General features: G+C 45.1%; 19 protein-coding genes. 9 read left to right on the top strand and 10 right to left on the bottom strand.

The features are described from left to right. Nucleotides 1-17: 17 nt before the first annotated feature. The 8 genes from ACXHJ2_RS02810 to ACXHJ2_RS02775 all read right to left on the bottom strand — a co-directional run bounded on the left by ACXHJ2_RS02810 (nucleotide 18) and on the right by ACXHJ2_RS02775 (nucleotide 9,197). Complete coding sequence (locus tag ACXHJ2_RS02810; RefSeq protein WP_165083717.1) at nucleotides 18-635, bottom strand: DNA-3-methyladenine glycosylase family protein; 618 nt, start codon at nucleotides 633-635, stop codon at nucleotides 18-20. A 62-nt stretch (nucleotides 636-697) separates the two neighbouring features. Further along, complete coding sequence (locus tag ACXHJ2_RS02805) at nucleotides 698-1,513, bottom strand: SPL family radical SAM protein (protein WP_165083719.1); 816 nt, start codon at nucleotides 1,511-1,513, stop codon at nucleotides 698-700. A 14-nt stretch (nucleotides 1,514-1,527) separates the two neighbouring features. Further along, nucleotides 1,528-2,061 (bottom strand): methylated-DNA--[protein]-cysteine S-methyltransferase, encoded by a 534-nt coding sequence (locus tag ACXHJ2_RS02800; RefSeq protein ID WP_165083721.1) that lies wholly within the window; start codon nucleotides 2,059-2,061, stop codon nucleotides 1,528-1,530. A gap of 1 nt (nucleotide 2,062) precedes the next feature. After that, on the bottom strand, nucleotides 2,063-2,647 hold the full coding sequence (locus ACXHJ2_RS02795) for a bifunctional transcriptional activator/DNA repair enzyme AdaA (protein ID WP_165083723.1): 585 nt from the start codon (nucleotides 2,645-2,647) through the stop codon (nucleotides 2,063-2,065). A gap of 153 nt (nucleotides 2,648-2,800) precedes the next feature. Continuing rightward, nucleotides 2,801-4,291 carry an alanine/glycine:cation symporter family protein gene (locus ACXHJ2_RS02790; RefSeq protein ID WP_165083725.1) on the bottom strand — a complete coding sequence of 497 codons (1,491 nt, stop codon included), beginning with the start codon at nucleotides 4,289-4,291 and terminating at the stop codon, nucleotides 2,801-2,803. Nucleotides 4,292-4,513: 222 nt separating this feature from the next. After that, nucleotides 4,514-6,403, bottom strand: a complete 1,890-nt coding sequence (locus ACXHJ2_RS02785; RefSeq protein WP_165083727.1) for a beta-glucoside-specific PTS transporter subunit IIABC — start codon at nucleotides 6,401-6,403, stop codon at nucleotides 4,514-4,516. Between the two features lie 248 nt (nucleotides 6,404-6,651). After that, the gene (gene licT / locus ACXHJ2_RS02780; protein WP_025365791.1) at nucleotides 6,652-7,482 is read right to left on the bottom strand and encodes a BglG family transcription antiterminator LicT; all 831 of its coding nucleotides are present in this window, start codon (nucleotides 7,480-7,482) and stop codon (nucleotides 6,652-6,654) included. Between the two features lie 275 nt (nucleotides 7,483-7,757). Continuing rightward, a complete protein-coding gene (locus tag ACXHJ2_RS02775; RefSeq protein WP_165083729.1) occupies nucleotides 7,758-9,197 on the bottom strand; it encodes a 6-phospho-beta-glucosidase in 1,440 nt (479 codons plus the stop codon). A gap of 426 nt (nucleotides 9,198-9,623) precedes the next feature. Between ACXHJ2_RS02775 and ACXHJ2_RS02770 the strand changes: the two genes are divergently transcribed. From ACXHJ2_RS02770 to ACXHJ2_RS02730, 9 genes are all read left to right on the top strand, one after another. Further along, nucleotides 9,624-11,084 (top strand): L-fucose/L-arabinose isomerase family protein, encoded by a 1,461-nt coding sequence (locus tag ACXHJ2_RS02770; RefSeq protein ID WP_016819960.1) that lies wholly within the window; start codon nucleotides 9,624-9,626, stop codon nucleotides 11,082-11,084. 23 nt (nucleotides 11,085-11,107) lie between these two features. Further along, nucleotides 11,108-11,953, top strand: coding sequence for a transketolase (locus ACXHJ2_RS02765; RefSeq protein WP_019688558.1), 846 nt, complete (start codon nucleotides 11,108-11,110; stop codon nucleotides 11,951-11,953). Nucleotides 11,954-11,956: 3 nt separating this feature from the next. Continuing rightward, nucleotides 11,957-12,892 (top strand): transketolase family protein, encoded by a 936-nt coding sequence (locus ACXHJ2_RS02760; RefSeq protein ID WP_019688559.1) that lies wholly within the window; start codon nucleotides 11,957-11,959, stop codon nucleotides 12,890-12,892. 15 nt (nucleotides 12,893-12,907) lie between these two features. After that, complete coding sequence (glpK, locus tag ACXHJ2_RS02755; RefSeq protein ID WP_165083731.1) at nucleotides 12,908-14,449, top strand: glycerol kinase GlpK; 1,542 nt, start codon at nucleotides 12,908-12,910, stop codon at nucleotides 14,447-14,449. A gap of 132 nt (nucleotides 14,450-14,581) precedes the next feature. Then, complete coding sequence (locus ACXHJ2_RS02750) at nucleotides 14,582-16,528, top strand: BglG family transcription antiterminator (protein ID WP_025365795.1); 1,947 nt, start codon at nucleotides 14,582-14,584, stop codon at nucleotides 16,526-16,528. A 188-nt stretch (nucleotides 16,529-16,716) separates the two neighbouring features. Continuing rightward, a complete protein-coding gene (locus ACXHJ2_RS02745; protein WP_016819955.1) occupies nucleotides 16,717-17,073 on the top strand; it encodes a PTS lactose/cellobiose transporter subunit IIA in 357 nt (118 codons plus the stop codon). Beyond that, the gene (locus ACXHJ2_RS02740) at nucleotides 17,070-17,369 is read left to right on the top strand and encodes a PTS sugar transporter subunit IIB (RefSeq protein ID WP_019688563.1); all 300 of its coding nucleotides are present in this window, start codon (nucleotides 17,070-17,072) and stop codon (nucleotides 17,367-17,369) included. Before ACXHJ2_RS02745 ends, ACXHJ2_RS02740 begins: the two co-directional genes overlap by 4 nt. A gap of 154 nt (nucleotides 17,370-17,523) precedes the next feature. After that, complete coding sequence (locus ACXHJ2_RS02735) at nucleotides 17,524-18,825, top strand: PTS sugar transporter subunit IIC (protein WP_016819953.1); 1,302 nt, start codon at nucleotides 17,524-17,526, stop codon at nucleotides 18,823-18,825. A 75-nt stretch (nucleotides 18,826-18,900) separates the two neighbouring features. After that, on the top strand, nucleotides 18,901-20,181 hold the full coding sequence (locus ACXHJ2_RS02730) for an apiosidase-like domain-containing protein (protein ID WP_165083733.1): 1,281 nt from the start codon (nucleotides 18,901-18,903) through the stop codon (nucleotides 20,179-20,181). Between the two features lie 131 nt (nucleotides 20,182-20,312). Here ACXHJ2_RS02730 and ACXHJ2_RS02725 read toward each other — a convergent pair whose 3' ends face one another. Together ACXHJ2_RS02725 and ACXHJ2_RS02720 are read right to left on the bottom strand one after the other, a co-directional pair. Continuing rightward, nucleotides 20,313-20,789 (bottom strand): RNA polymerase sigma factor, encoded by a 477-nt coding sequence (locus ACXHJ2_RS02725; protein ID WP_031462211.1) that lies wholly within the window; start codon nucleotides 20,787-20,789, stop codon nucleotides 20,313-20,315. Nucleotides 20,790-20,851: 62 nt separating this feature from the next. Further along, nucleotides 20,852-21,793: a polysaccharide deacetylase family protein gene (locus ACXHJ2_RS02720; protein ID WP_165083735.1), complete on the bottom strand. Its 942-nt coding sequence runs from the start codon at nucleotides 21,791-21,793 to the stop codon at nucleotides 20,852-20,854. Between the last annotated feature and the right edge of the window lie 62 nt (nucleotides 21,794-21,855).

Raw genomic sequence — 21,855 nt, 5'->3', positions numbered from 1 at the left:
TTTCCACTCCCTGTTTGTTAACGAAATGAAATGCTCCACAAATAAATAGAGGCCACTGAACCATAAGGCGAATACACTCGGCGATACTCCTCAAATTGCTGCTTGTTCAGTGTATCTAAATGGTACAGCTTCATCATTCCCCGCCGAATAGCCATATCGCCCCAACTGACGACGTCCGGACGTTCCATGCAATTAATCAACATCATTTCAGCTGTCCAAGGGCCTATCCCTTGTAGCGAGGATAATTTTTGGATCACCTGTGTATCGGAAAGCTCATATAATTCCTGTAAATCCAACAATCCCTGCTCGATCGTTTGGGCTATATTCAGGATACATGCTGCTTTTTTCATGGTTATGCCACAGCTTTGAATTTCCTGAGCCGTCTGAACGGCTATATTTTGTGGAGTGATCGCGCCTAATTTCTCCTGCATCCTTGTCCATATGGTCTGAACCGCCTTGGCGGAAATAAGCTGCCCCACAATCGCATGAACAAGCGCCGCAAACAGGTCGGGAATGATTACGCGTTCTACCTTGCCCATTTGCGTTATAGCGGCACCAAGTACGGTATCTACCGTTTTCAGGTAGTTGATTTCCTTTTCTCCATAGTCAAATTTTTTGGTCATGACCGTTTCCATTTGTTCTCCCGCTCCCCTTGTATGGTACACTCTTCATTTTAATTGCATAGGCTGCTTTCATATCAGGGCTCAAAGCCTTCTTTGCTCACATAGAGCTGTTCTTCGGGAAAAACATGAAGAAAACGCTCATAAACCGCCTTATACGCAGCAGGGTGATACCATTCTTCCAGCCCCAATGACTCGTACAGCGCACCAATGTTCAAGCTGCGCGTCCGCCTTCCCCCGCTGCCGTCTCCCATAAAATAATCATCAATACAGACACGATTGACCAGAGGCACAAGCTTGTCTGCAAAATGCTCACTGCTTGGCAGCATCGGAGCAATAGTAGCTTGCGTCGGTACACCTGCCTCTTTTAAAAGTTGCAGCGTTTGGAGACGAGCCTGGATGGGAGGAGCTTCCGGAGTGAAATGTTTGCGTATATCCTCGCGGTCTGTTTCTACCGTGATACTCACACGTACACGTTCCTTCAATTGGAGCAATAAATCAACATCTCGTCGTACAAGCGGACTACGCGTCTGTACAAAGAGAAAATCTGGCGGATCTTCCACCATCACTTCCAGCAGAGATCGGGTCACCTCTTCTTTGTACTCGGCCGGCTGATAAGGATCTGTGCTTGACGACATAAAAATTGTGACTTTACCTTTGGATTTGGCCCTGCGAAGTTCCTTGCGAAGAATATCTGCCGCTTCTTTTTTAATATCAACCCATGTTCCCCAAGCTTCCTTCCGAAACGTAGAGACTGGCAATTGGCGTACATAACAATACGAGCAACCAAAGGTACAGCCGGTATACGGGTTCAACGAGTGTGTATACCCTGACAAGAAGCCGGTTCCTTTATTCAAAAGAGTCTTGGGAGATTTGTAATACTCATTTTTCATACCTAACCTCACTACTATATTGATTTGTGTGTGCGATTTTTTTCAAGCTGCAAAAGCTTCACCTTCATGTCCAGCCCCCCACGATACCCGGTCAAAGCCCCATTCTTACCAATGACCCGGTGACAAGGGATGGTGACCAAAATCGGATTAGCACCGATGGCAGAACCTACCGCACGAACAGAGTTCGGCTTTTGAATAGCGTTGGCAATGTCTGAATAGGATTGTGTCTCCCCATACGGAATATTACACAGCGCGTTCCATACAGCCATTTGAAATGCAGTTCCATGAAAGTCAAAAGGGAATGTAAAATGTGTGCGCTCCCCTTGGAAATATTCAATCAACTCCTTGGCATAAAGCTGTAAAACGATATCCTCTTCAACTAAAGGACTGCCGGGAAATCGACTTCCTGCCCATGCCATCAATTCCTCTATAGGCTGATTAAGCGAACCGACATAACATAATCCTTCCGATGTAGCTGCAATATATAAATTCCAATCCTCATGCGTCAATAATGACCAATAGATCGTTTTATTCATTTGATGTACCATGCTATGTACCTCCTTTTTGAGTTGCTTTGGATTCGAGTTGGCGATACTGCAACGGGGTGTAACCTGTATTCTTTTTAAACAACGTAATAAAGTAAGGGATATTGGACAGACCTACGTTCTCCCCCACTTCCGCAACAGATTGATGTGAGCAAATAAGCAGCTTCTTCGCTTGTTTCAACCTAGTACGCTGTATATATTCCATCGGAGTGACATGCATGATTCGCTTGAAGGTACGATGTAAATGATACGGGCTTCCATGACTTATCTCTGCCAGGACGTGCAATGTTAAGTCCTTCATATAGTTCGAATCTACGTATTCTGCAACTCCTGCGATCCAGTCGTGATCAGGCAATCGTTGTCCTGTCGGTTTACATCTTTTACACGGACGAAAATGCTCAGCCAAAGCCTGCTCTGCTGATGTAAATAAACGGATGTTCTCTCTTTTAGGAGGTCGGGATTTGCAGGAGGGGCGACAAAATATTTTCGTTGTCTTCACAGCATACAAAAATACCCCGTCATAAGACTTGTCATTTTCTACAATAGCTCTCCACTTCTCGTCTGTAATGGATAAATCGGATGTGCTCATGTTAATCCCCTCTCTTGTGCAATGTCCCCTGCCTCATATCTAAATTATAAACTAAACAGTGAACATATGTACCCCTTTGGGAATGTAAAAGCAAGATAATGAAAAAAGATGACCCCACGAGGAGCCACCTTTAAAGGTAGTAATCTATCTTATTTAGGCTTGAAGCTTACCCGGTTCAACCGTAATCTTCGTCTCATCTGAAGGATGCTGATATGCCTGTGACCAATAATCTGCATTTGAAATTCCCGCCTGCTTCGGGTCAAATACCGGGTCTAGCCCTTGGCGCCGTTGCCGCTCGTAATCCTTAAGCACGAGAAGCGCAGGCTTGGCCAAGAGGATCATAGCAATCAGATTCACCCACATCATAATACCGACCCCCATATCCCCTAGTGTCCACGCCAACGCAGATTTCTTGACGACCGTTCCATAAAAGGTCGAACCCAGAATAACCAACTTTAACAGGAACATAGGCCATTTGGCTTTACGGTCGGCAACCAGGTAGGCCATATTGGTTTCAGCGATGTAATAATACGCAATAATGGTGGTAAATGCGAAAAAGAACAAGGTTATGGACAAGAGACTTGATCCGAAACCCGGGAATACCGATTCAATAGCAGCCTGTGTATATTGTGTTCCTTCTTCAACACCCGGGAGATGCTGCACAATATAACCCCCACCTGGTCCCTTCACATTGTACATCCCTGTAAACAAGACCATGAAAGCCGTGGACGTACAGACTAAAAAAGTATCTACATACACGGAAAAGGCTTGAACCAGCCCCTGTTTTGCTGGATGGGACACTTCTGCGGCTGCTGCCGGATGCGCACCAGAACCTTGTCCCGCTTCATTCGAATAAATGCCTCGTTTTACCCCCCAGGCAATGGCTGTCCCTGCTATACCACCGAACACTGAATCGATACCGAAGGCACTGCGAAAAATAAGGGCAAATACATCGGGAAGCGCAGTAATGTTCGTCATCATAATATAGAAAGAGACAAGGATGTAGCCAAGTGCCATGAAGGGTATGACTACCTGTGCCACATTGGCAATTCTTTTTACACCACCAAATATGATAAGCGCCAGCAACACGACAACTACTATCCCGGAAACCTTCATATCCATACCAAACGAATTATGAAAAGCTACCGCAATCGAATTCGATTGAGTTCCCGGCAACAGTAAACACATAGCGACCAACGCTACAACTGCGAAAATAACCGCAAACCATTTTAAGCCTGTCCCTTTTTCAATATAAAAGGCCGGGCCGCCTCGATACTGACCATCACGCTTTACCTTATAGATCTGAGCCAGTGTAGATTCAACAAACGCAGTGGCCGATCCGATAAAAGCCATGACCCACATCCAAAATATTGCCCCGGGTCCCCCCATACCGACTGCCAGTGCAATCCCCGCAATATTCCCCGTTCCTACACGTCCTGATAACGCCATCGTAAAGGCCTGAAATGAGGATACACCTGCCTCAGAACTTTTCCCTTTAAATACAAGGCGAATCATCTCTTTGAAATGTCTGATTTGCAGAAATCGAGTCATAATTGAAAATAATAGCCCCACGCTCAAACAGACATATACCACAGGATTGCTCCAAATGACGCCATTTACTGCCTCTGCCCACTTCTCTAACATTCCTTGCATTTCCCCCTGATCCATCAATTCATATTCAGTTAATGTTTTCAGAAAATTTTTTTCATATTTACAAGAAATTATAGATTAGTTTTTACAACCGTACAAGCTAATTTAATTGACATATTGTCAATTACAAATCGACTTATCTGCTACCTGAAAGGACGACAAAAAAGCTCTGAGGACCCAAAAAAGTGGATCGTCAGAGCTTGGTCTTTAAGAAATTCAGGCGATATCTTCTTGCACATTTGGAGCACTAGATAGTTTCAACAGCGGTGCCTGCTCAGCTATCTGCCCTTGAGAGATTGGGAGAATTTCCGTATATTCAGAAGAATTTGTGATGATAACCGGCGTAATCGTAGGATAACCCTCTGCCTTGATTTGCTCAACATCAAATTCGAGTAGCAGATCTCCCGCTTTTACTTGATCGCCTTCTTTAATATAGGAAGTAAAATGTTTGCCGTCCAGCTTAACCGTATCTACTCCGACGTGAATTAGAACTTCTGCGCCCTGATGCGAAACTACTGCCAGCGCATGCTTTTTCTTGAACGCTACAGTAATAGTTCCGTCGAACGGAGCTACGACTCTGCCTGTTGTCGGCTGGATGGCGATACCTTTACCCATAGCTTCCGAAGCAAACGCAGGATCGGGAACCTCCGACAGAGCGACCACCGTTCCTTCAATCGGGCTTAGCACCTCTTCGTTAGAAACGATAACTGTAGAAGTCGATTCTTTAGCCGAGTTGTCAGCGGTTTCTTCCTCTTCAACTGGATCTTCGAAGCCTAAAATATAAGTCAAGATAGCCGAAACCAAGAATGAAACAGTAATTCCTAGAATCAATCCTGGGAAGCCTTGTCCGCCAGGGCCGTAAAAGATCGGCAAAGTCAGCAACCCAGGTGCGCCGGAGGCAAATGCTTGCGTCCCCGCTTGGCCGATAATGGCACCACCGACAGCACCGCCGATAACACCAGCAATAAACGGGCGCTTCAGTGGCAGCGTAACCCCATAGACCGCTGGCTCTGTAATACCGAACAAAGCGGTAAGTGTAGCAGAACCTGCCAGCGTTTTCAGCTTTTTATTTTTCGTTTTCAGCATGACACCAAACGCTGCACCGGTTTGAGCAAAGATGGAGGCCGAAGCAGCAGGCTTAATACCGTCTCTGCCGTTAACAGCAATGTTATTAATAAATACAGGTACAAGACCCCAGTGAACACCGAAAATAACGAGCAACTGCCAGCAAGCACCAAGAATTGCTCCAGCCAGCAGCGGACTAAAGCTGAACGCAGCAACGAGCGCGGTAGCGATTGCATTGCCCACATACACCCCAACTGGACCAAAGACCATCAGAGTCAGAGGAAGCATAATTACAAGTAGAATCAAAGGTGTAATAAAGTTTTTGACGCTCTCATGGATCAGTCGATTGCACCATTTTTCCAGCTTACTCATGACGATAACGGCTAAAATAATCGGGATAACGGTTGATGAATAACTCATCATCACAATAGGAATACCGAAAAAGTCTGTTGCTGTACCTTCTGTTTTCAGCGTGACAATCGTCGGGTAAAGCAGCCCTCCGGCAATGGTCAAAGCAACGAAGATATTACCTCCGAATTTCCGTGCCGTTGTAACCGCTAACAAGAGCGGCAGGAAATAAAACAAGCTGTCAGCCGCAGCATACAAAATCATATAAGTAGTGTCTTTCGGAACCAACCAGCCGAGGTTGCTCGCAATCAGCAGCAGACCTTTCAAAATACCGGACCCCGCCATAACTCCAAGCAATGGTGCGAAAATGCTGGAAATTACGTCAATGACAGCGCCAAATCCTTTTTTGCCTTTAGTTGAGTTCTCTTCTTTTCCAGTTTCATTCAAAATGTTGGATACTTGGCCGATGGCATTGTATACTTCTGGTACTTTGTTGCCGACCACAACCTGGAACTGGCCACCGCTCTGCTTGACCGTAATAATTCCATCGGTTTTCTCCAGCTTTGCCTTATCTGCTTTCGCCTCATCTTTTAGCACAAAACGCAGGCGCGTGGCGCAGTGTACGAGCGATACTACATTTTTTTCCCCGCCTACCAGGTGCACAATTTCTTTAGCCAGTTTTTCATAACTCATGATGGACACCTCCATGTTCTAAGGGGCTTTTTACATATTTAGGCACACAAAAAACCTAAGCCTTGAAAAATGGTGGGCACTTGAGTCCCGCGATTTTTCATGACTTAGGTTTTGCCTGCATAACCAGTAACAATCCCAGTTAAAACTTATTAAATTCCTGTTACTCACATAATACATTTAATATACCATATTTGTCAACAAAAACATTTAAACATTTATTTTGATTCTTTTCGAATAAAAAGTTTAGCTTATCTGTTCACCACTCGTTCAATGTGTACAGTCAAATACAACTTTTCTTCGTTCGTCAATTCATGATTGTATTCTTTCTTTACAAAAGTTCCGATTTTCTCCGTACAAGCGGCTGCATCCTTGTGCTTTTCCTTAATCAAGTCATATAAATGATCATAGTTATTTTCATAGTGATTTCCCTTAAATACACGCTGGGCGAAAAATTTCAGATGCGTAATAAAGCGGAAATAGCTCAGAGAATCCTCGTCAAAATCAACCTTAAAGTGGTACTTTGCGATATTGATAATTTGCTGGATAAACTTCGTAATGCTCATGGTTGTAATGACTTCCTCATTCATTTCAGCATTCACAATGTGAAGGGCAATATAAGCCGCTTCATCCACAGGCAGTTCAATACCGAGCTTTTGTTTAATTTGTTCCAGCGTTCTTAGACCAATCGCGAATTCTTCTCTGTACAGCTGCTTGATTTCCCACAATAACGCGTTTTTGATTTCTAGTCCTTCCCGGTACCTTTCAATAGCGAAATTGATATGGTCGGTCAGAGAAACATAAATATTTTCGTTCAGCTTTCTGTTCAGATTATGCTTGGCGTCATTAATGACTTCCTCCACAATCACAATCAAATCCAGCGGTACCTCACGCAGCAGCATTTTGAAGTTATCGGATGTCTGCTTGTTTTTCAGCGCAAATACCTTCTGAATTCTGGTTTCATCTACTGTGTCTCCAGGCTTTTTCTTAAAAGCAATCCCCCGACCCATGACTACGAGTTCAGTACCGTCTGTCTGGTAAACACTAATTACATTGTTGTTGATGACCTTTGCTATATTCATCTCGATCCCCCGTTCCATATGCCAGCAAGAGCCACTCATGCTCCATCCACTTTATTGCAAACAAAAAAAACCGAAGCACGCCAAATAAACAAGACTGTAAAATCCGCTTATTCGTGGCTTAGGTTTTGCCTGCTCTGCAGTAACAATCCTAAAAATGATGGAATTGCGTCAAGTATAGCCCGAAAAGGAACGATTGTCAACGCTTTCAATTGAGAAACGAGGATCGGAAATTCCCGTTGATTCAGGACGTCCGATCCTATTTTCTTGTCGTACGACTATTCGCCGAGATTTTCACCATCGGAATGAATTACGTTTTTATACCAGTCAAAGCTTTTCTTTTTAATACGTTTCAACGTACCGTTGCCTTCATTGTCACGGTCTACATAAATGTAACCATAGCGTTTTTTCATTTCTCCAGAGGATGCGCTGACAATATCAATAGGTCCCCAGCTGGTGTAACCGATAATTTCGACGCCGTCTTGAAGAGCCTCGCCCATTTCAGCAATATGTCGCTTGAGATAGTCGATTCGGTAATCGTCATTCACTTCTCCTTCAGGTGAAACCACGTCATTGGCACCAAAGCCATTTTCCACTACGAAAAGAGGCTTTTGGTAACGGTCATGCAATTGGTTGGCTGTAATGCGGAATCCTTTTGGATCGATCGTCCAGCCCCATTCGGATTTGTCCAAATATGGATTAGCCACGGAACCGAATACATTACCACTGGTCATATTTTTGACAACTTCCGGGTCTGTGCTGGTTGTCCGGCTCGAATAATAGCTAAATCCGATGTAGTCGACGGTATGGTCTTTCAAAATGGCTGCGTCGCCGGATTCCATCTCGATGTTTAGTCCATGATCCTTGAAGAAGCGTTTGGCATAACCAGGATATTCGCCGCGTGACTGTACATCAATGAAGAAGTAGGACTCGCGGTCTTTTTCCATCCCCTGATACACATCTTCGGGATTACATGTATACGGATAGAAGCTTCCAGCAGCAAGCATACAGCCAATTTTCGCATCTGGAATGATCTCGTGACATGCTTTTACAGCCAGCGCGCTTGCAACAAGCTGATGATGCGCAGCCTGGTACTGAATTTGTTTAACGTTTTCACCTTCTTGGAATACAAGCCCGGCACCGAGAAACGGCAAGTGGAGCAGCATGTTGATTTCATTAAACGTCATCCAGTATTTCACTTTATCCTTGTAACGAGTGAATACGGTTTTGGCATAGGTTTCAAACAGACCAACCAGTTTCCGGTTGCGCCAGCTTCCGTATTTCTCGATCAGAGCTACCGGCACGTCAAAATGAGCGAGGGTTACAACCGGCTGAATGCCGTGTTTATGCAACTCATCGAACAAATCATCGTAAAATTGCAGCCCCGCTTCATTGGGAGTAGCGTCTTCTCCAGTTGGAAAAATACGAGCCCAGGCAATGGAAACACGCAGTGCTTTGAAACCCATTTCTGCAAATAGTGCAATATCCTCGCGATATTGGTGATAGAAGTCAATGGCTTCATGGGAAGGATAGAATTCGCTTTCAAGTGGGGTTAACGAAGGATCATTCCCTTTCATTATGCTTCTTCTCTTCTCTCCGGTAGGCAGCAGATCCACCAGGCTCAATCCTTTACCGTCTTCCAAATAAGCCCCCTCGGCCTGGTTGGCTGCAAGAGCACCGCCCCATAAAAAGTCTTTAGGAAAAATATAACTGGACATAAACGTTCTCCTTCCAAATGTGTGATAAAAGGGTGTACAGAAAGGGAGATGAATAATAAAAAAACCCAAACCAGCCTGGTTACACTTGCGGTGTAAACAAGCCGATTCAGGTTATGCCCTAACGGTAACATCCCATGAAAAGGTTATTCATATTTGATTGAAACTCTAACAAAGATTTAGGAGCCTGTCAAATTTAATAGATATGATACATACGCTATTCACTCTAAACAAAATACGAATTTTTAGTTTATTTTCGCAAAATAACTAAACTAAACAACTAATTTTTTATAAACAAGCTAATTGACAGCGGTTTACAGAGGTGATACGATGACTTTGAAAATAAAAATTTATATAATTTATCCACTACAATTTAGTTTTGTTTAGTGAAATTTTAATTTGTTACTTCTAGTACAAGGAGAGTTATTCATGAAAAAGCTGAAACTGGGTTATGCGCCTACTCGACGATTCACCTTCAGTGCTGAAGATGCATTCCGCTACAAAGTTGCCATTCGCCAACAAATCGAGAGCTTCGGAATGAACATTGATATCGTGGATTTGGAAGGGCTTAATGAGGAAGGTTTGCTGTATGACGACCATATTAATGCGGACTTGATTATCAAACGTTTCAAGGAAGAGGAAGTGGACGCCGTTTTCTTCCCCCACTGTAATTTTGGTACCGAGGATACGGTTGCCCGTGTGGGCAAGGCACTTGGCAAGCCGGTTCTATTGTGGGGTCCACGTGATGAGGCTCCGTTGGCCGACGGCATGAGATTACGGGACACCCAGTGTGGATTGTTCGCTAGCGGAAAGGTGCTTCGTCGCTTTAATGTCCCTTTTACCTATATCACAAACAGTCGTGTAGCCGATCCGGTATTTGAACGAGGCTTTAACAATTTTATCTCGGCTGCCAATGTAGTACGACAGTTCAAAAGTTTACGAATTCTCCAGATAGGTCCTCGTCCTGCTTCCTTTTGGACTATGATCTGCAATGAAGGGGAGCTGTTGGAGCGATTCGGTATTGAGATTCATCCAATTACGCTAGTAGATATTCAGCTGCGTTCAAAGAAAATTGCAGCCGGGAGCAGTGCTGAACTTTCAGAAGCGATTGATTATATCAAAGAGAAGCTGGACTACAGTGAAGTCACCGAAGAAGATATCAGACGCATTGCTGCACTTAAAGTAGCCATGAAATCCTACGCTATCGAAACGGGAAGTACAGCCATCGCGATCCAATGCTGGTCCTCCCTCCAGGAAGCTATGGGAATTATGCCTTGTCTGGCCAATGCCATTTTGACAGATGAACAAATTCCGGTCACCTGCGAAACCGATATTCACGGAGCAATTACTTCGGTTATGGTACAAGCGGCTGCGATGAACGAACTCCCCACTTTTTTCGCTGATATTACGGTACGTCATCCTGAGAATGACAATGGAGAGCTTCTTTTCCACTGCGGGAACTTTCCAGTATCCATGTCTATTGAGAACAAACCCAAACTACGCAAGCACTTCCTGTTCGATGATCACGCACCAGGCACACATGAAGGACAAATCAAAGGCGGCGGCATGACCATCGCCCGTTTTGATGGTGATCATGGAGATTATTCCATTTTCCTCGGCAAAGCTAAAGGAATTGAGGGACCTTATACCCGCGGCTCGTATGTCTGGGTAGAGGTCAACGACTGGCCGTTATGGGAAGAAAAGCTCGTCAAAGGTCCTTACGTCCATCACTCTGTTGGCATTCATGCTAATGTCATCCCGGCTCTGTACGAGGCCTGCAATTACCTTCCAGGTGTCACGGCAGATCCGGTAGATCCTACCGAACAGGAAATTCAACGCTGGTTGCGTGGTTCCGATCTCGCTGTCACCAAGTCGGGTATTCTGGTTTAACTATATTATTTCAGGAGGGCACTATGGAAATCCTAGACTTGAAAATCAAAGCCGCACAAATCCGTAAGGACCTGCTCACCATTATTCATCGTGCCAAAACAGGGCATACAGGAGGCTCGCTGAGCAATACGGATATACTCACCGCCCTATACTACGAAATCATGAATATTGATATCACTAATCCTAAATGGGAGGAACGTGACCGCTTTATTGCCAGCAAGGGACATTCCGTCGAGTCTTTATGGTGTATTCTGGCAGACCTTGGTTTCTTCCCTAAAGAAGAACTGGAAACCTATAGCCAGTTCGGAACCCGTCTGATTGGGCATCCGAACAATAAAGTTCCCGGTATTGAAATGAATACAGGCGCATTGGGCCATGGCCTCCCCATCTCAGTCGGTATAGCACTGGCTGCCAAGCGTGACGGGCGATCCTACCGTGTATTCTGTCTCATGGGTGACGGAGAGCAAGCGGAAGGCTCCAATTGGGAAGCTGCTATGGCAGGTGCCCATTACAAACTGGATAATCTTGTCGGTATTATTGACCGCAACGGCCTGCAAATTAGCGGTACAACCGAGGAGGTTATGGGACTTGAACCCCTGGAGGAAAAGTGGGCCGCCTTCGGCTGGAACGTGATCTCCATTGACGGCAACAGCATGGAGGAACTGATCCATACATTCCGTAATGTCCCTGAAATTGAAGGCAAACCAACGTTGGTGCTGGCAAACACGATCAAGGGAAAAGGTGTATCCTTTGCCGAGGGTGTTCCAGGCTGGCATCACCGTATTCCAAGTGATGATGAACTTGAACGCGCACTGGCGGAACTGACACAAGAAATAGACGAATTATCTGGGGAAGGACAGGTGAGATAAACAATGAACAAAATCCCAAATCGTCAGGTCATCTGTGAAACGCTGCTTAGCCTTGCCAAAGAGGATCGGGATATTATGGTGTTGGCTAGTGATTCTCGCGGCTCTGCTGCTATGGCTCCCTTTGCCGATGCCTATCCAGAACAATTTGTGGAGGTAGGCATTGCCGAGCAAAATATCGTCGGTATGTCTGCTGGACTCGCACACAGCGGTAAAAAGCCGTTCGTCACCTCTCCTGCCTGCTTCCTGAGCATGCGTAGTATTGAGCAGATCAAGGTAGATGTAGCCTATTCCGGAACCAATGTAAAGCTGATTGGGATAAGCGGTGGTGTTAGCTACGGTGCACTAGGGATGTCCCATCACTCTGTCCAGGATATTGCTGTGGCGCGAGCGATTCCTGGTTTGATGGTCTTACTCCCCGCCGATCGTCATGAAACCAAGAAAATGACCGAAGCGCTGGTTCAGCATGAAGGAGGCGCATATGTAAGGATCGGACGTAATGCTGTTGAGGATGTCTATCCGTCCGATGATTATCCGTTTGAGATTGGGAAAGCTGTTACCCTACAAGAAGGATCAGATATTACCCTGATTGGCGCTGGTGAGACCGTCCGTATCATTCTGGATGCGGCTGAGTTGCTGGGGCAGATGGGTATTAAAGCTCGTGTTCTCAATATGCACACCATCAAGCCACTTGATGAGGAAGCGATCATCGCCGCAGCCCGGGAAACGGGAGGTATTGTCACCGTAGAGGAGCATAGTGTATTCGGAGGCTTGGGTGCCGCTGTAGCAGAAGTGGTGGTTCAACATCAACCGGTTCCTATGAAAATGCTGGGCATACCGGATGAGCCAGCGATTGCTGGCAAAACAGCTGAAGTCTTTGAACATTATGGACTTACCTCTGAGAATATCAGCAAGATTGTGCTCGAATTGATGAACAAGTAAGGAGCTGTAGCTGTAATGAATACCGAGACCTATATTCTGGCGATCGATCAAAGCACTTCCGGAACCAAAACACTGCTGGTTAATCAGCAAGGCGAAGTGATTACCCGTTATTCTTTGGAGCACAAACAATATTACCCACAGCCGGGCTGGGTTGAACACGACCCGCTTGAGATATATCATAATGTACTTATTGCTGCGAAAGGCGTACTGGAGAAAGCAGGGCTTTCTCCTTCCTCGCTGGCCGCAGTAACCATTACGAATCAGCGAGAAACGGCTCTGATCTGGGACCGTTCTACTGGCTTGCCTATCTATAATGCCATTGTATGGCAATGCCAGCGAACGGCAGAGGTCTGCACACGGTTGAAGAATACTGGCTATGAAGATATTATACGCTCCAAGACAGGTCTAATGCTCGATCCTTATTTCTCTGCCGTCAAGTTCAATTGGATTTTGGAACATGTACCTCATGCCCCCCAATTGCTTGCTGAAGGTAAACTACTTGCAGGGACTATTGACAGCTGGCTGCTATGGAAGCTTACGGGCGGTCAAATACATGCAACCGATTACAGTAACGCCAGCCGGACTTCCCTTTTTAACATTCATACTCTGGCTTGGGATATGGAGTTGTGCAGTATATTCGGTGTTCCTTCCTCCCTGCTCCCTGAGGTAAAAGCATCCGATGCCTTGTATGGCTATACACAGGAAGTGGAATTATGGGACGAACAAGTAGCGATATCAGGGATAATCGGAGATTCACAGGGTGCACTGTACGGGCATCGTTGCTTCGATACTGGCGATGCCAAAGCGACATATGGGACTGGAACATCTGTACTTATGAATATTGGTTCGCAACCCGTACAGGGCGGTGAAGGCTTGGTTACAACGATTGCCTGGGGGGCTTCAGGAAAGGTATCTTATGCATTGGAAGCTGTTATACGTACGACCGGAGACAGTATAAAATGGACACGGGATAATTTAGGATTATTCTCTTCATTTGAGGAAATGCAATCCATGATCACCGAATTGCAGGACAATGAGGGCGTATATCTGGTCCCTGCTTTTGTCGGTTTAGGTGCTCCCTACTGGAATCCCTCTGCACGTGCTGCAATTGTAGGTATGACCCGTGGAAACGGCAAAGCACATATTGTACGCGCAGCGCTAGAGAGCATCGGGTATCAAGTGAGAGATGCGGTTCAATTTATACGTGAACAATCCGGTGTGCCCCTTACTAGTTTACGTACGGATGGCGGGGGCTCATCTAACAGCTGGCTCATGCAGTTTCAGGCAGATATTCTGGGTACCCATGTTACCCGCTCTACCTGTGCTGAGCTGTCTGCAATGGGTTCTGTGTATCTGGGCGGTCTCGGTGTCGGATACTGGTCAGATCCTAAAGGCATCATCACGGGAAATACCTCTGATCAGAATCTGTATGAGCACTACACCCCTAGTATGGATGAGGTCAGCCGCCAGCGGCTTTATGCAGGTTGGCAGAATGCAGTGCAAATGGTAATACGTTCAGAACAACCGCTTACACCATCTTCTTCCGCTAATTGTTGATGAATCTTCCTCATTTACTTTTGAGCTCTTACTACAAGCTTCCGATTATTTTACAGGTGTTACACTTGGATAATCGGAGGTTTTTTATGTACACTGCATGTATTCCGCTTTACAGAAAGGGGGAAACCTTGATTGAATGCACGCATGGTTTCAATTCTTCAGTACTTGCTGGCTGCCGATGCTCCCGTCAAAAGTGATTATCTGGCCAAATTGATTCAAGTTACTTCACGTACCATTCGCAGCGATATCCGGGAACTAGATGAATTTCTATCCAAGCACGGGGCAGCAATTGAACCTGTTCGTTCAAGGGGATATGAACTAAAAATTACGGATCATCGTAGCTTTCGTGCGCTGCTGCAGCAGCTGTTCCTGTCCGGCGAGCCCGATGATCCAGGTTCTCCCGGCTATCGGCAATTGTATTTAATCAAGCGTCTCCTGCTCGCTGATCATTATGTGAAGCTGGAAGACCTCGCAGATGAGCTATATATAAGCAAGTCTACGGTGCAGAATGATTTCAAAGAGGTTAAACAAACCCTACAAAGCTACGGAATCACCATTGATAAACGGCCAAATTACGGAATCAAACTGAAAGGTGATGAAGTCCAGCTTCGGTTTTGCTTGTCCGAGTTTATTGTGAGCCGTTCCGAAGAACAAGGCGGAACACTTCATGCAGCGCTACGCATCGTCACCCCGCGCGAAATGACGCTGATTTGTGGAATCGTTCTGGAACAGACTCAGAAATATGAAGTAACACTCTCCGATATCGCCTTCAGCAATTTGTCCATTCATATTGCGATCGCCTGCAAGCGCATCCGTGACGGAAACCAGGTAGCTATGCTCTCGGCGGAAATAGGAGATCTGCGGGGCACCGATGAATTTCGGGCTGCCGAGCATATTGTCGAGCTGATCGAAAAGGAATTGCAGTTGTCTTTTCCCGAAGATGAAATCGCCTACATTGCCATGCATCTTGCCGGAAACAAGTGGTTTGTCGGAATTGAAGGACACCAAATAGAGGACATGGGACCCGAGAAGCTGCTGGACTGGAACCTCTTTGAACTGGGCAAGGAAATGCTCGCCGAGATCGACAGGGATTTGAATCTGAACATCAGCTGTGATACAGAACTGCTCATAGGCATCTACCTTCATCTGAAGCCAGCGCTGAACCGGGTAAAGTATGGAATGAACATCCGAAACCCCATGCTGGATCATGTCAAGAGCAACTACCCTCTGGCTTTTCAAGCGGGAGTTATTGGTGCCAAGCTGATCGAGAGCAAGCTGAATATTGCCATCCCGGAAGCAGAGATGGGCTATCTCGCCATTCATATCGGGGCAGCCATCGAACGACAGCGTATGAACACCCGGCCAAAACGCTGTCTGGTCGTCTGCACTTCAGGAGTCGGAAGCGCCCGGCTGCTCAAGTACAAACTGCAAAGCACTTTTGGCAGCTCGCTTGAAGTGGCGGGTACAACGGAATATTACAAGCTTCAGCAGTTTCCCCTCCATGACATTGATTTCGTGGTGAGCACCATTCCCATTCAGCTGCCATTATCGGTTCCAGTCGTGGTCGTGCAGACTCTTCTTGGCGGCAGCGATATGGATAAAATTGAAAGTTTGCTGGCTGGTGAAGCCGAGTTTGATTTTCACTACATCCGGAAGGAACTCGTATTTCTGAGACAAAATTTTACCACCAAGGAAGAGGTCATCTCATTTCTGGGCCAAAAAATATATGCTGAAGGGCTGATCCGCTCTGCCGAAGGTTTTATTGGACTTGTCCTGGAACGAGAACAGGCTGCACCCACGGCTTACGGAAATCTGGTAGCCATTCCTCACCCTATCATTCCGCAAAGCAATCAAACCGTATGGGCGGTCTGCACCCTTCAACAGCCTATCGAATGGGGCGACAAACCGGTGCAGTTCATCTGTCTCCTCAGCATTGAAAGAAACGGTAAAGAGCCACCCGCTAAAATGTATAACCATCTCATGGAACTGGTCGACAATTCGGATATCGTCCAGCAGATGTTAAATTGCGAAACGTACGAGGAATTCTCCAGGATTATTGTTAAATATAAGCTGTATTGAACCAAGCTCCGCAGTGCATCCAGCTGATAGTCACAGAACAGGTGCTGCTTCGGAGCTTTTTAAATTGGAAGAGTAACAGCAATGAATGAATTTCCGCTACTGGCGGAAAAGACTTGGGTTTAGATCTTGGCAGTAAACCTATACACTGAAACTGTAAGTTAAAGAGAAAAAAGCATGAGGTGAACGAGATGGAGGAGTATCAAGAAATCATTATGGGAATTATCACCAACTCAGGTGTTGCCAAGAGTAAAGCGATGGAAGCAATCGCTCTTGCTCAAAAGGGTAACACCCAGTTGGCGGCAGAGCGGCTTGAAGAAAGCAAAGCCGAGTTGGTTAAAGCTCATAAATCACAAACGAGACTGATTCAACAGGAAGCTGGCGGAACCGCCCACGAAGTCACACTGCTTATGGTACATGCTCAAGATCACCTTATGTCAGCCATCACAACTAAAGATCTGGCGGGACATATGATTGAGCTTTACAACAGATTGAATCGCTATGAAGATATCACAAATCACACTTCCAATGGAGGGAACAACGGATGAAACAAATTACACTCGTATGTGCTGCAGGAATGTCTACAAGTATGTTGGTACAGAAAATGCAAAAGGCGGCACAAGCACAAAACCTTGAGGTTGAAATTAGGGCTACTTCCGAAAGTTCGTTTAAAGAATATGCTGACAAGACAGATGTACTGCTAATTGGACCACAGGTCGGCTACCTGCAGGATGATTTCAAGGCAAAATATGAACCTAAAGGCATTAAGGTAAGTGTTATCAATATAGTAGACTATGGAATGATGAACGGCGAAAAAGTGCTAGGAGACGCGCTTAAGCTGTAAAGCTCAGAGTCAGATGCTCATCACCAGACCGAACAAGAAGGTTGGTCAAATCGGGCAACGATATATGATGTTCTGCATGGTGTTTCACCAAATGAAAGCGTTCTCTAAGTCATTATATAGGCGGATGAAAGTCTATAGTAGGAGTTGAATAAATATGGCTAACCAACAAAAATTCTCTTATAAGCTTCAAAAAGTAGCGGGTACAATTCAGCAAAACCGTTACATGAGCGCAATTTCCAACGGGCTGATGTCCACCCTTCCTTTTCTGATTATCGGAGCATTTGCAACCCTCTTCTCTGCACTTGCTTGGGAGCCTTACCAGAATCTTATTGCACCCGTAAAGGCTATAATCGGGTTGGCATCGACAATGACCACTGGCATCATTGCACTGTATGCGGTATTTTTTATCGCCTACAGACTGGCGCAAGCTTTTGACAAGGACCCCCTTGTGCCAGCGGCAACCGCTCTTCTCTCTTTTCTTATCGTTACACCGATCCAAACCTTTGATAAAGTTCGTGCCTTGCCACTTCAATGGCTCGGCGCGCAGGGATTGTTCGTTGCCATGATCGTCGGGTTGATTGCTGCACGGTTGTATATTTGGATTGTTGACCGCAATTGGACGATTAAAATGCCTGACGGGGTCCCGCCTACCGTTGTCAAAACCTTCTCAGGCTTGATCCCAGCTGTCTTAGTAGCCCTAGTGTTTGTTATCGTTGCTGGTTTGTTCATGCAGACTCCATTTGGTACAGTTCACGATTTTATCTACACTTATCTCCAAATACCACTGGAAGGGTTGGGCGGATCACTCGGCGCTTTAATTATCGCGCTAATCATTATGCAGGCTTTGTGGATGTTCGGAATTCACGGTGCAATTGTTATACTCGCTATCGTTAAACCCATCTGGATGAGTCTGGATCTAGCCAACCTTGACGCTTTCCAGGCAGGCGCTCCACTTCCGAACACGATCGGTCTGGCCTTCTGGTCCATCTACTGCAACTATGCACCGATGCTTGGATTTGCTCTGCTATTGGTTTTCCTGGCCAAGAGCAAGCAGCTTCGCACGATCGGCAAGCTTGGTCTTCCGGGTACCTTTTTCTCCATTCACGAGCCGCTGATCTTCGGAATTCCAATGGTATTGAACCCGTTGCTAGCCATTCCGTTTATCGTTGCTCCCATCATTTGTGCGGTACTCGGCTATATTGCCACCAACATCGGCTTGTTGCCTGCACCCATCGGAATTTACCCGCCTTTCGGCACCCCTATCTTTGCTCTGGGCTTCATTGAGGGCAGTTGGAAACTAGCCGCCGCACAATTGGTACTCATTCCGATCAGTATGCTAATCTACTACCCGTTCTTTAGAGCGCTGGATAAGCAGGCTCTAAAAAAGGAACACGAAGCGCAGGAGCAACTGGACAAGCAAGCAAGTGAAGCTACAGCAAGTCCTGTTATTCTATAATAGAAAAAAAGCAGAAGCGGCGGACGGATACATGGTCGCCGCTTCTGCCATTACAATCGTTAGGAGAGGAAGCTTTTGATTCAACTGAGTATCGCTGAGAACAAACGATATTTCATGAATGAGGGGAACCCCTTTTTTTATTTGGCGGATACGGTTTGGAGCGCATTTACCAACATTACGCTGGAGGAATGGGCCTATTATCTGGATTACCGGAAAAGTCAGGGCTTCAATGTCTTGCAAATCAATTTGCTGCGCCAATGGGATGCAAGTGACAGCGATTTGAACTATGAGCCTTTTGCATATGCCGAGGATGGCAGCTACAATTTTTATATGCTGAACGAAGAATACTTTACCAGAGCCGAGACGATGATCGAAATGGCTGTGAACAGAGGCTTTGTTCCTGCACTGGTTCTACTATGGTGTAATTATATCCCGGATACCTGGGCTGCCAAGCTTCGTGAGGAGAAAAAAATGCCACTTGGGGCAGTGGAACCTTATGTACGTTACATTGCCGATCGGTTCTCCAAATTCTACCCTATTTATATTATAAGTGGTGACACTGATTTCCCTTCCGAGCGTGCCAACCAATATTACCGACTTGCTCTCCATACCATAAAACAGCACAGCCCGCAGTGTCTGACTACCCTGCATATTCAAGGAAGATTAGCGGCACTGCCAGAGGAATTTATTGATGATCCCCATTTGGATTTTTACATGTACCAGTCAGGACATAATTCACAATTTCAACCAACGGCGTATACACTCGCACTGGATTTCTGTAATAAGCCTGTCACCCGACCGGTGCTCAACTCGGAGCCCTGTTATGAACAAATGGGCTACAGTCGAAAAGTCTATGGCCGCTTCAGCCGCGCCGATGTTCGTAAGGCAGCCTGGCAAAGTCTTCTGTCCGGGGCGTCTGCGGGCATAACCTATGGAGCCCACGGTATTTGGAGCTGGCATCGAAAAGGCAAAAGGTTCGGGGTAACTGGGGAGGGATTCGACAGTCCATATGATTGGCAGTCTGCACTTAAGTTTGAAGGGGCATGGGATTATGGATTGGCCAAATGGCTCTTCGGGATATATGGAATTACAGATATGCAGCCTTGGAACATAGTGCTGAAAAATACGGAAGAAATTCGTGCGGCTGTAAGCACCGATTACACCAAGGTCGCCATCTACGTTCCAATCAACACGGTGATGAAGCTAAACGTGGATTTGAGTGAATACGACTTCACGGTCATTGACCTGGAGAATCGTCGTTTTGGCACAGTTTCAATCTCTGTGCAAGAGCAAATCACGATCATTGGGATGCATGATTTTGAAGCTGATGTCTTGCTGATTGGCATAAGAAAATAACCGTGATTACTTACCGCCTTTTTCATCATTTCAACTACTATGTACAACGTACAAACAGCCCCGCAATCGAGATTTCTCATCGGGACTGTTTGTCTTACTTCTTGTTATAAAAAGCAAGCACTCCATTGTGGTCAGGAAATATATCTCAATTTAATACGTTTGGAAGCTCTGTGAAGCGAAGATTTCACTGAATTTTCACTCTTATTTAAAATTCTAGCCGTTTCTTTTATGGAGTATCCTTGGACTACACGCAATTTAAGTACCGTCCTTTGCTCGGTATTACTTGCCATCAAAAGAATTCGATCGACCTCATCCTGAATTTCAAAATCGAGGGTATCCCAGTGATAGTAGACGTGCTCCTTACGCAAGAAATATTCCTCCATCTTTTTTCGCTTTCTTATTATATCTATGGCTAAATTTTTAGCAATTCTCAAAAGATAAAATCGAATACGATCTTCGGGCAAATCAGGGGAAGCTCTTATAAACCGAATAAAGCATTCATGCAACAAATCTTCGGCATCCTGTTTGTTATGCACTATTCTCAAAAGATAGCCAAGGAGTTCTGATTTATGAGATAAATATAGATCTTCCAGATCTTTAATGTCCATATTATTGCTAATCCTTTCTGTTTCGATGGGTTACGGTGTTCCCCTTGACTTAAATACACTAGCTACTTTATAGTCTTAAATTCATATCCCTGCTTTTTTAAATATGTTATGATTTCAGGCAAGGCTTTAGCTGTTTCTTCCTTCCCGTAAGTGTCATGCATGAGTACCACTGCTTTTTCTCTAGTCCCAATGCTCTTCATAAATTCGTGTATTAATTCCACGGCATTCTTAGATGTACCTTCCGCATCTTTAGGCAACACATTCCAGTCAATCTGATGATAATCCTTATCATGTAAAAATTTATCTAACTCTTCCATGCCTTTGGGATCCTTTCTCTGCCACGTCACATGGCCACCTGGAAATCGAATCACTCTTGTGGAAAAATCCTGTCCCAAAATTTGCTTTAAAATTTGATTTGTTTTTTCAATATCGCTCATAAAAATGCTCGAATTCACAGTCTGATTAGGATATAAATAACCATAATCATGTGAGTAGGTATGATTTCCGATAGCATGCCCTTCTTTAACTATTCTTTTGGTTAAATGTTTAGTACCTTCATTTTCTTCGACTGCTTTTCCGACCACAAAAAACGTCGCTTTTACATTTTGTTCTTTAAGAACATCTAAAATCTTAGGCGTCACGGTTACTGATGGCCCATCATCAAAAGATAAATAGACAACCTTTTTACCGTCTATCCCATCGGGCTTTTGACCTTGGATTTGCTGATTTAAGTACTTTTCAACAAATGCAGCATCCTCAACACCCGAAACATTTTTTACAGGGAATTCGCTCCCTTTGGATTCGTTATTTAATTTGTCGGTTGATACGGATTCTATTTTTTCTGCAAATTCAATCGTTTTGACTGGTTGTGGTTTACTACTGAAAATGTCAAAGAGTTTTAAAATAATTAGAACAATACAAATGATAATAATAAACAGTAGTCTTCTTCTCTTCCTCTTCATCCGATGAGCTCTGGTTCTATTTTGCACATAGCTTTTTTCCATAGTATATGTTCCTCCAAAATCTAGAAGCAGTTCACGTTTTATGTTGCGACCATGTGCCAATT

The organism is Paenibacillus sp. ALE3 (genome assembly GCF_054113405.1).
This window is presented reverse-complemented; position numbering and strand designations above follow the sequence as displayed.

Excerpts from the sequence above, each read along its gene's own strand:
- ACXHJ2_RS02805 (WP_165083719.1), bottom strand. The coding sequence starts at position 1,513 with ATGAAAAATGAGTATTACAAATCTCCCAAGACTCTTTTGAATAAAGGA.
- ACXHJ2_RS02740 (WP_019688563.1), top strand. The coding sequence starts at position 17,070 with ATGAAACAAATTACACTCGTATGTGCTGCAGGAATGTCTACAAGTATG.
- ACXHJ2_RS02760 (WP_019688559.1), top strand. The coding sequence starts at position 11,957 with ATGAACAAAATCCCAAATCGTCAGGTCATCTGTGAAACGCTGCTTAGC.
- ACXHJ2_RS02745 (WP_016819955.1), top strand. The coding sequence starts at position 16,717 with ATGGAGGAGTATCAAGAAATCATTATGGGAATTATCACCAACTCAGGT.
- ACXHJ2_RS02775 (WP_165083729.1), bottom strand. The coding sequence starts at position 9,197 with ATGTCCAGTTATATTTTTCCTAAAGACTTTTTATGGGGCGGTGCTCTT.
- ACXHJ2_RS02720 (WP_165083735.1), bottom strand. The coding sequence starts at position 21,793 with ATGGAAAAAAGCTATGTGCAAAATAGAACCAGAGCTCATCGGATGAAG.
- ACXHJ2_RS02810 (WP_165083717.1), bottom strand. The coding sequence starts at position 635 with ATGGAAACGGTCATGACCAAAAAATTTGACTATGGAGAAAAGGAAATC.
- ACXHJ2_RS02725 (WP_031462211.1), bottom strand. The coding sequence starts at position 20,789 with ATGGACATTAAAGATCTGGAAGATCTATATTTATCTCATAAATCAGAA.
- glpK (WP_165083731.1), top strand. The coding sequence starts at position 12,908 with ATGAATACCGAGACCTATATTCTGGCGATCGATCAAAGCACTTCCGGA.
- ACXHJ2_RS02790 (WP_165083725.1), bottom strand. The coding sequence starts at position 4,291 with ATGTTAGAGAAGTGGGCAGAGGCAGTAAATGGCGTCATTTGGAGCAAT.
- ACXHJ2_RS02765 (WP_019688558.1), top strand. The coding sequence starts at position 11,108 with ATGGAAATCCTAGACTTGAAAATCAAAGCCGCACAAATCCGTAAGGAC.
- licT (WP_025365791.1), bottom strand. The coding sequence starts at position 7,482 with ATGAATATAGCAAAGGTCATCAACAACAATGTAATTAGTGTTTACCAG.
- ACXHJ2_RS02785 (WP_165083727.1), bottom strand. The coding sequence starts at position 6,403 with ATGAGTTATGAAAAACTGGCTAAAGAAATTGTGCACCTGGTAGGCGGG.
- ACXHJ2_RS02770 (WP_016819960.1), top strand. The coding sequence starts at position 9,624 with ATGAAAAAGCTGAAACTGGGTTATGCGCCTACTCGACGATTCACCTTC.
- ACXHJ2_RS02795 (WP_165083723.1), bottom strand. The coding sequence starts at position 2,647 with ATGAGCACATCCGATTTATCCATTACAGACGAGAAGTGGAGAGCTATT.
- ACXHJ2_RS02800 (WP_165083721.1), bottom strand. The coding sequence starts at position 2,061 with ATGGTACATCAAATGAATAAAACGATCTATTGGTCATTATTGACGCAT.
- ACXHJ2_RS02735 (WP_016819953.1), top strand. The coding sequence starts at position 17,524 with ATGGCTAACCAACAAAAATTCTCTTATAAGCTTCAAAAAGTAGCGGGT.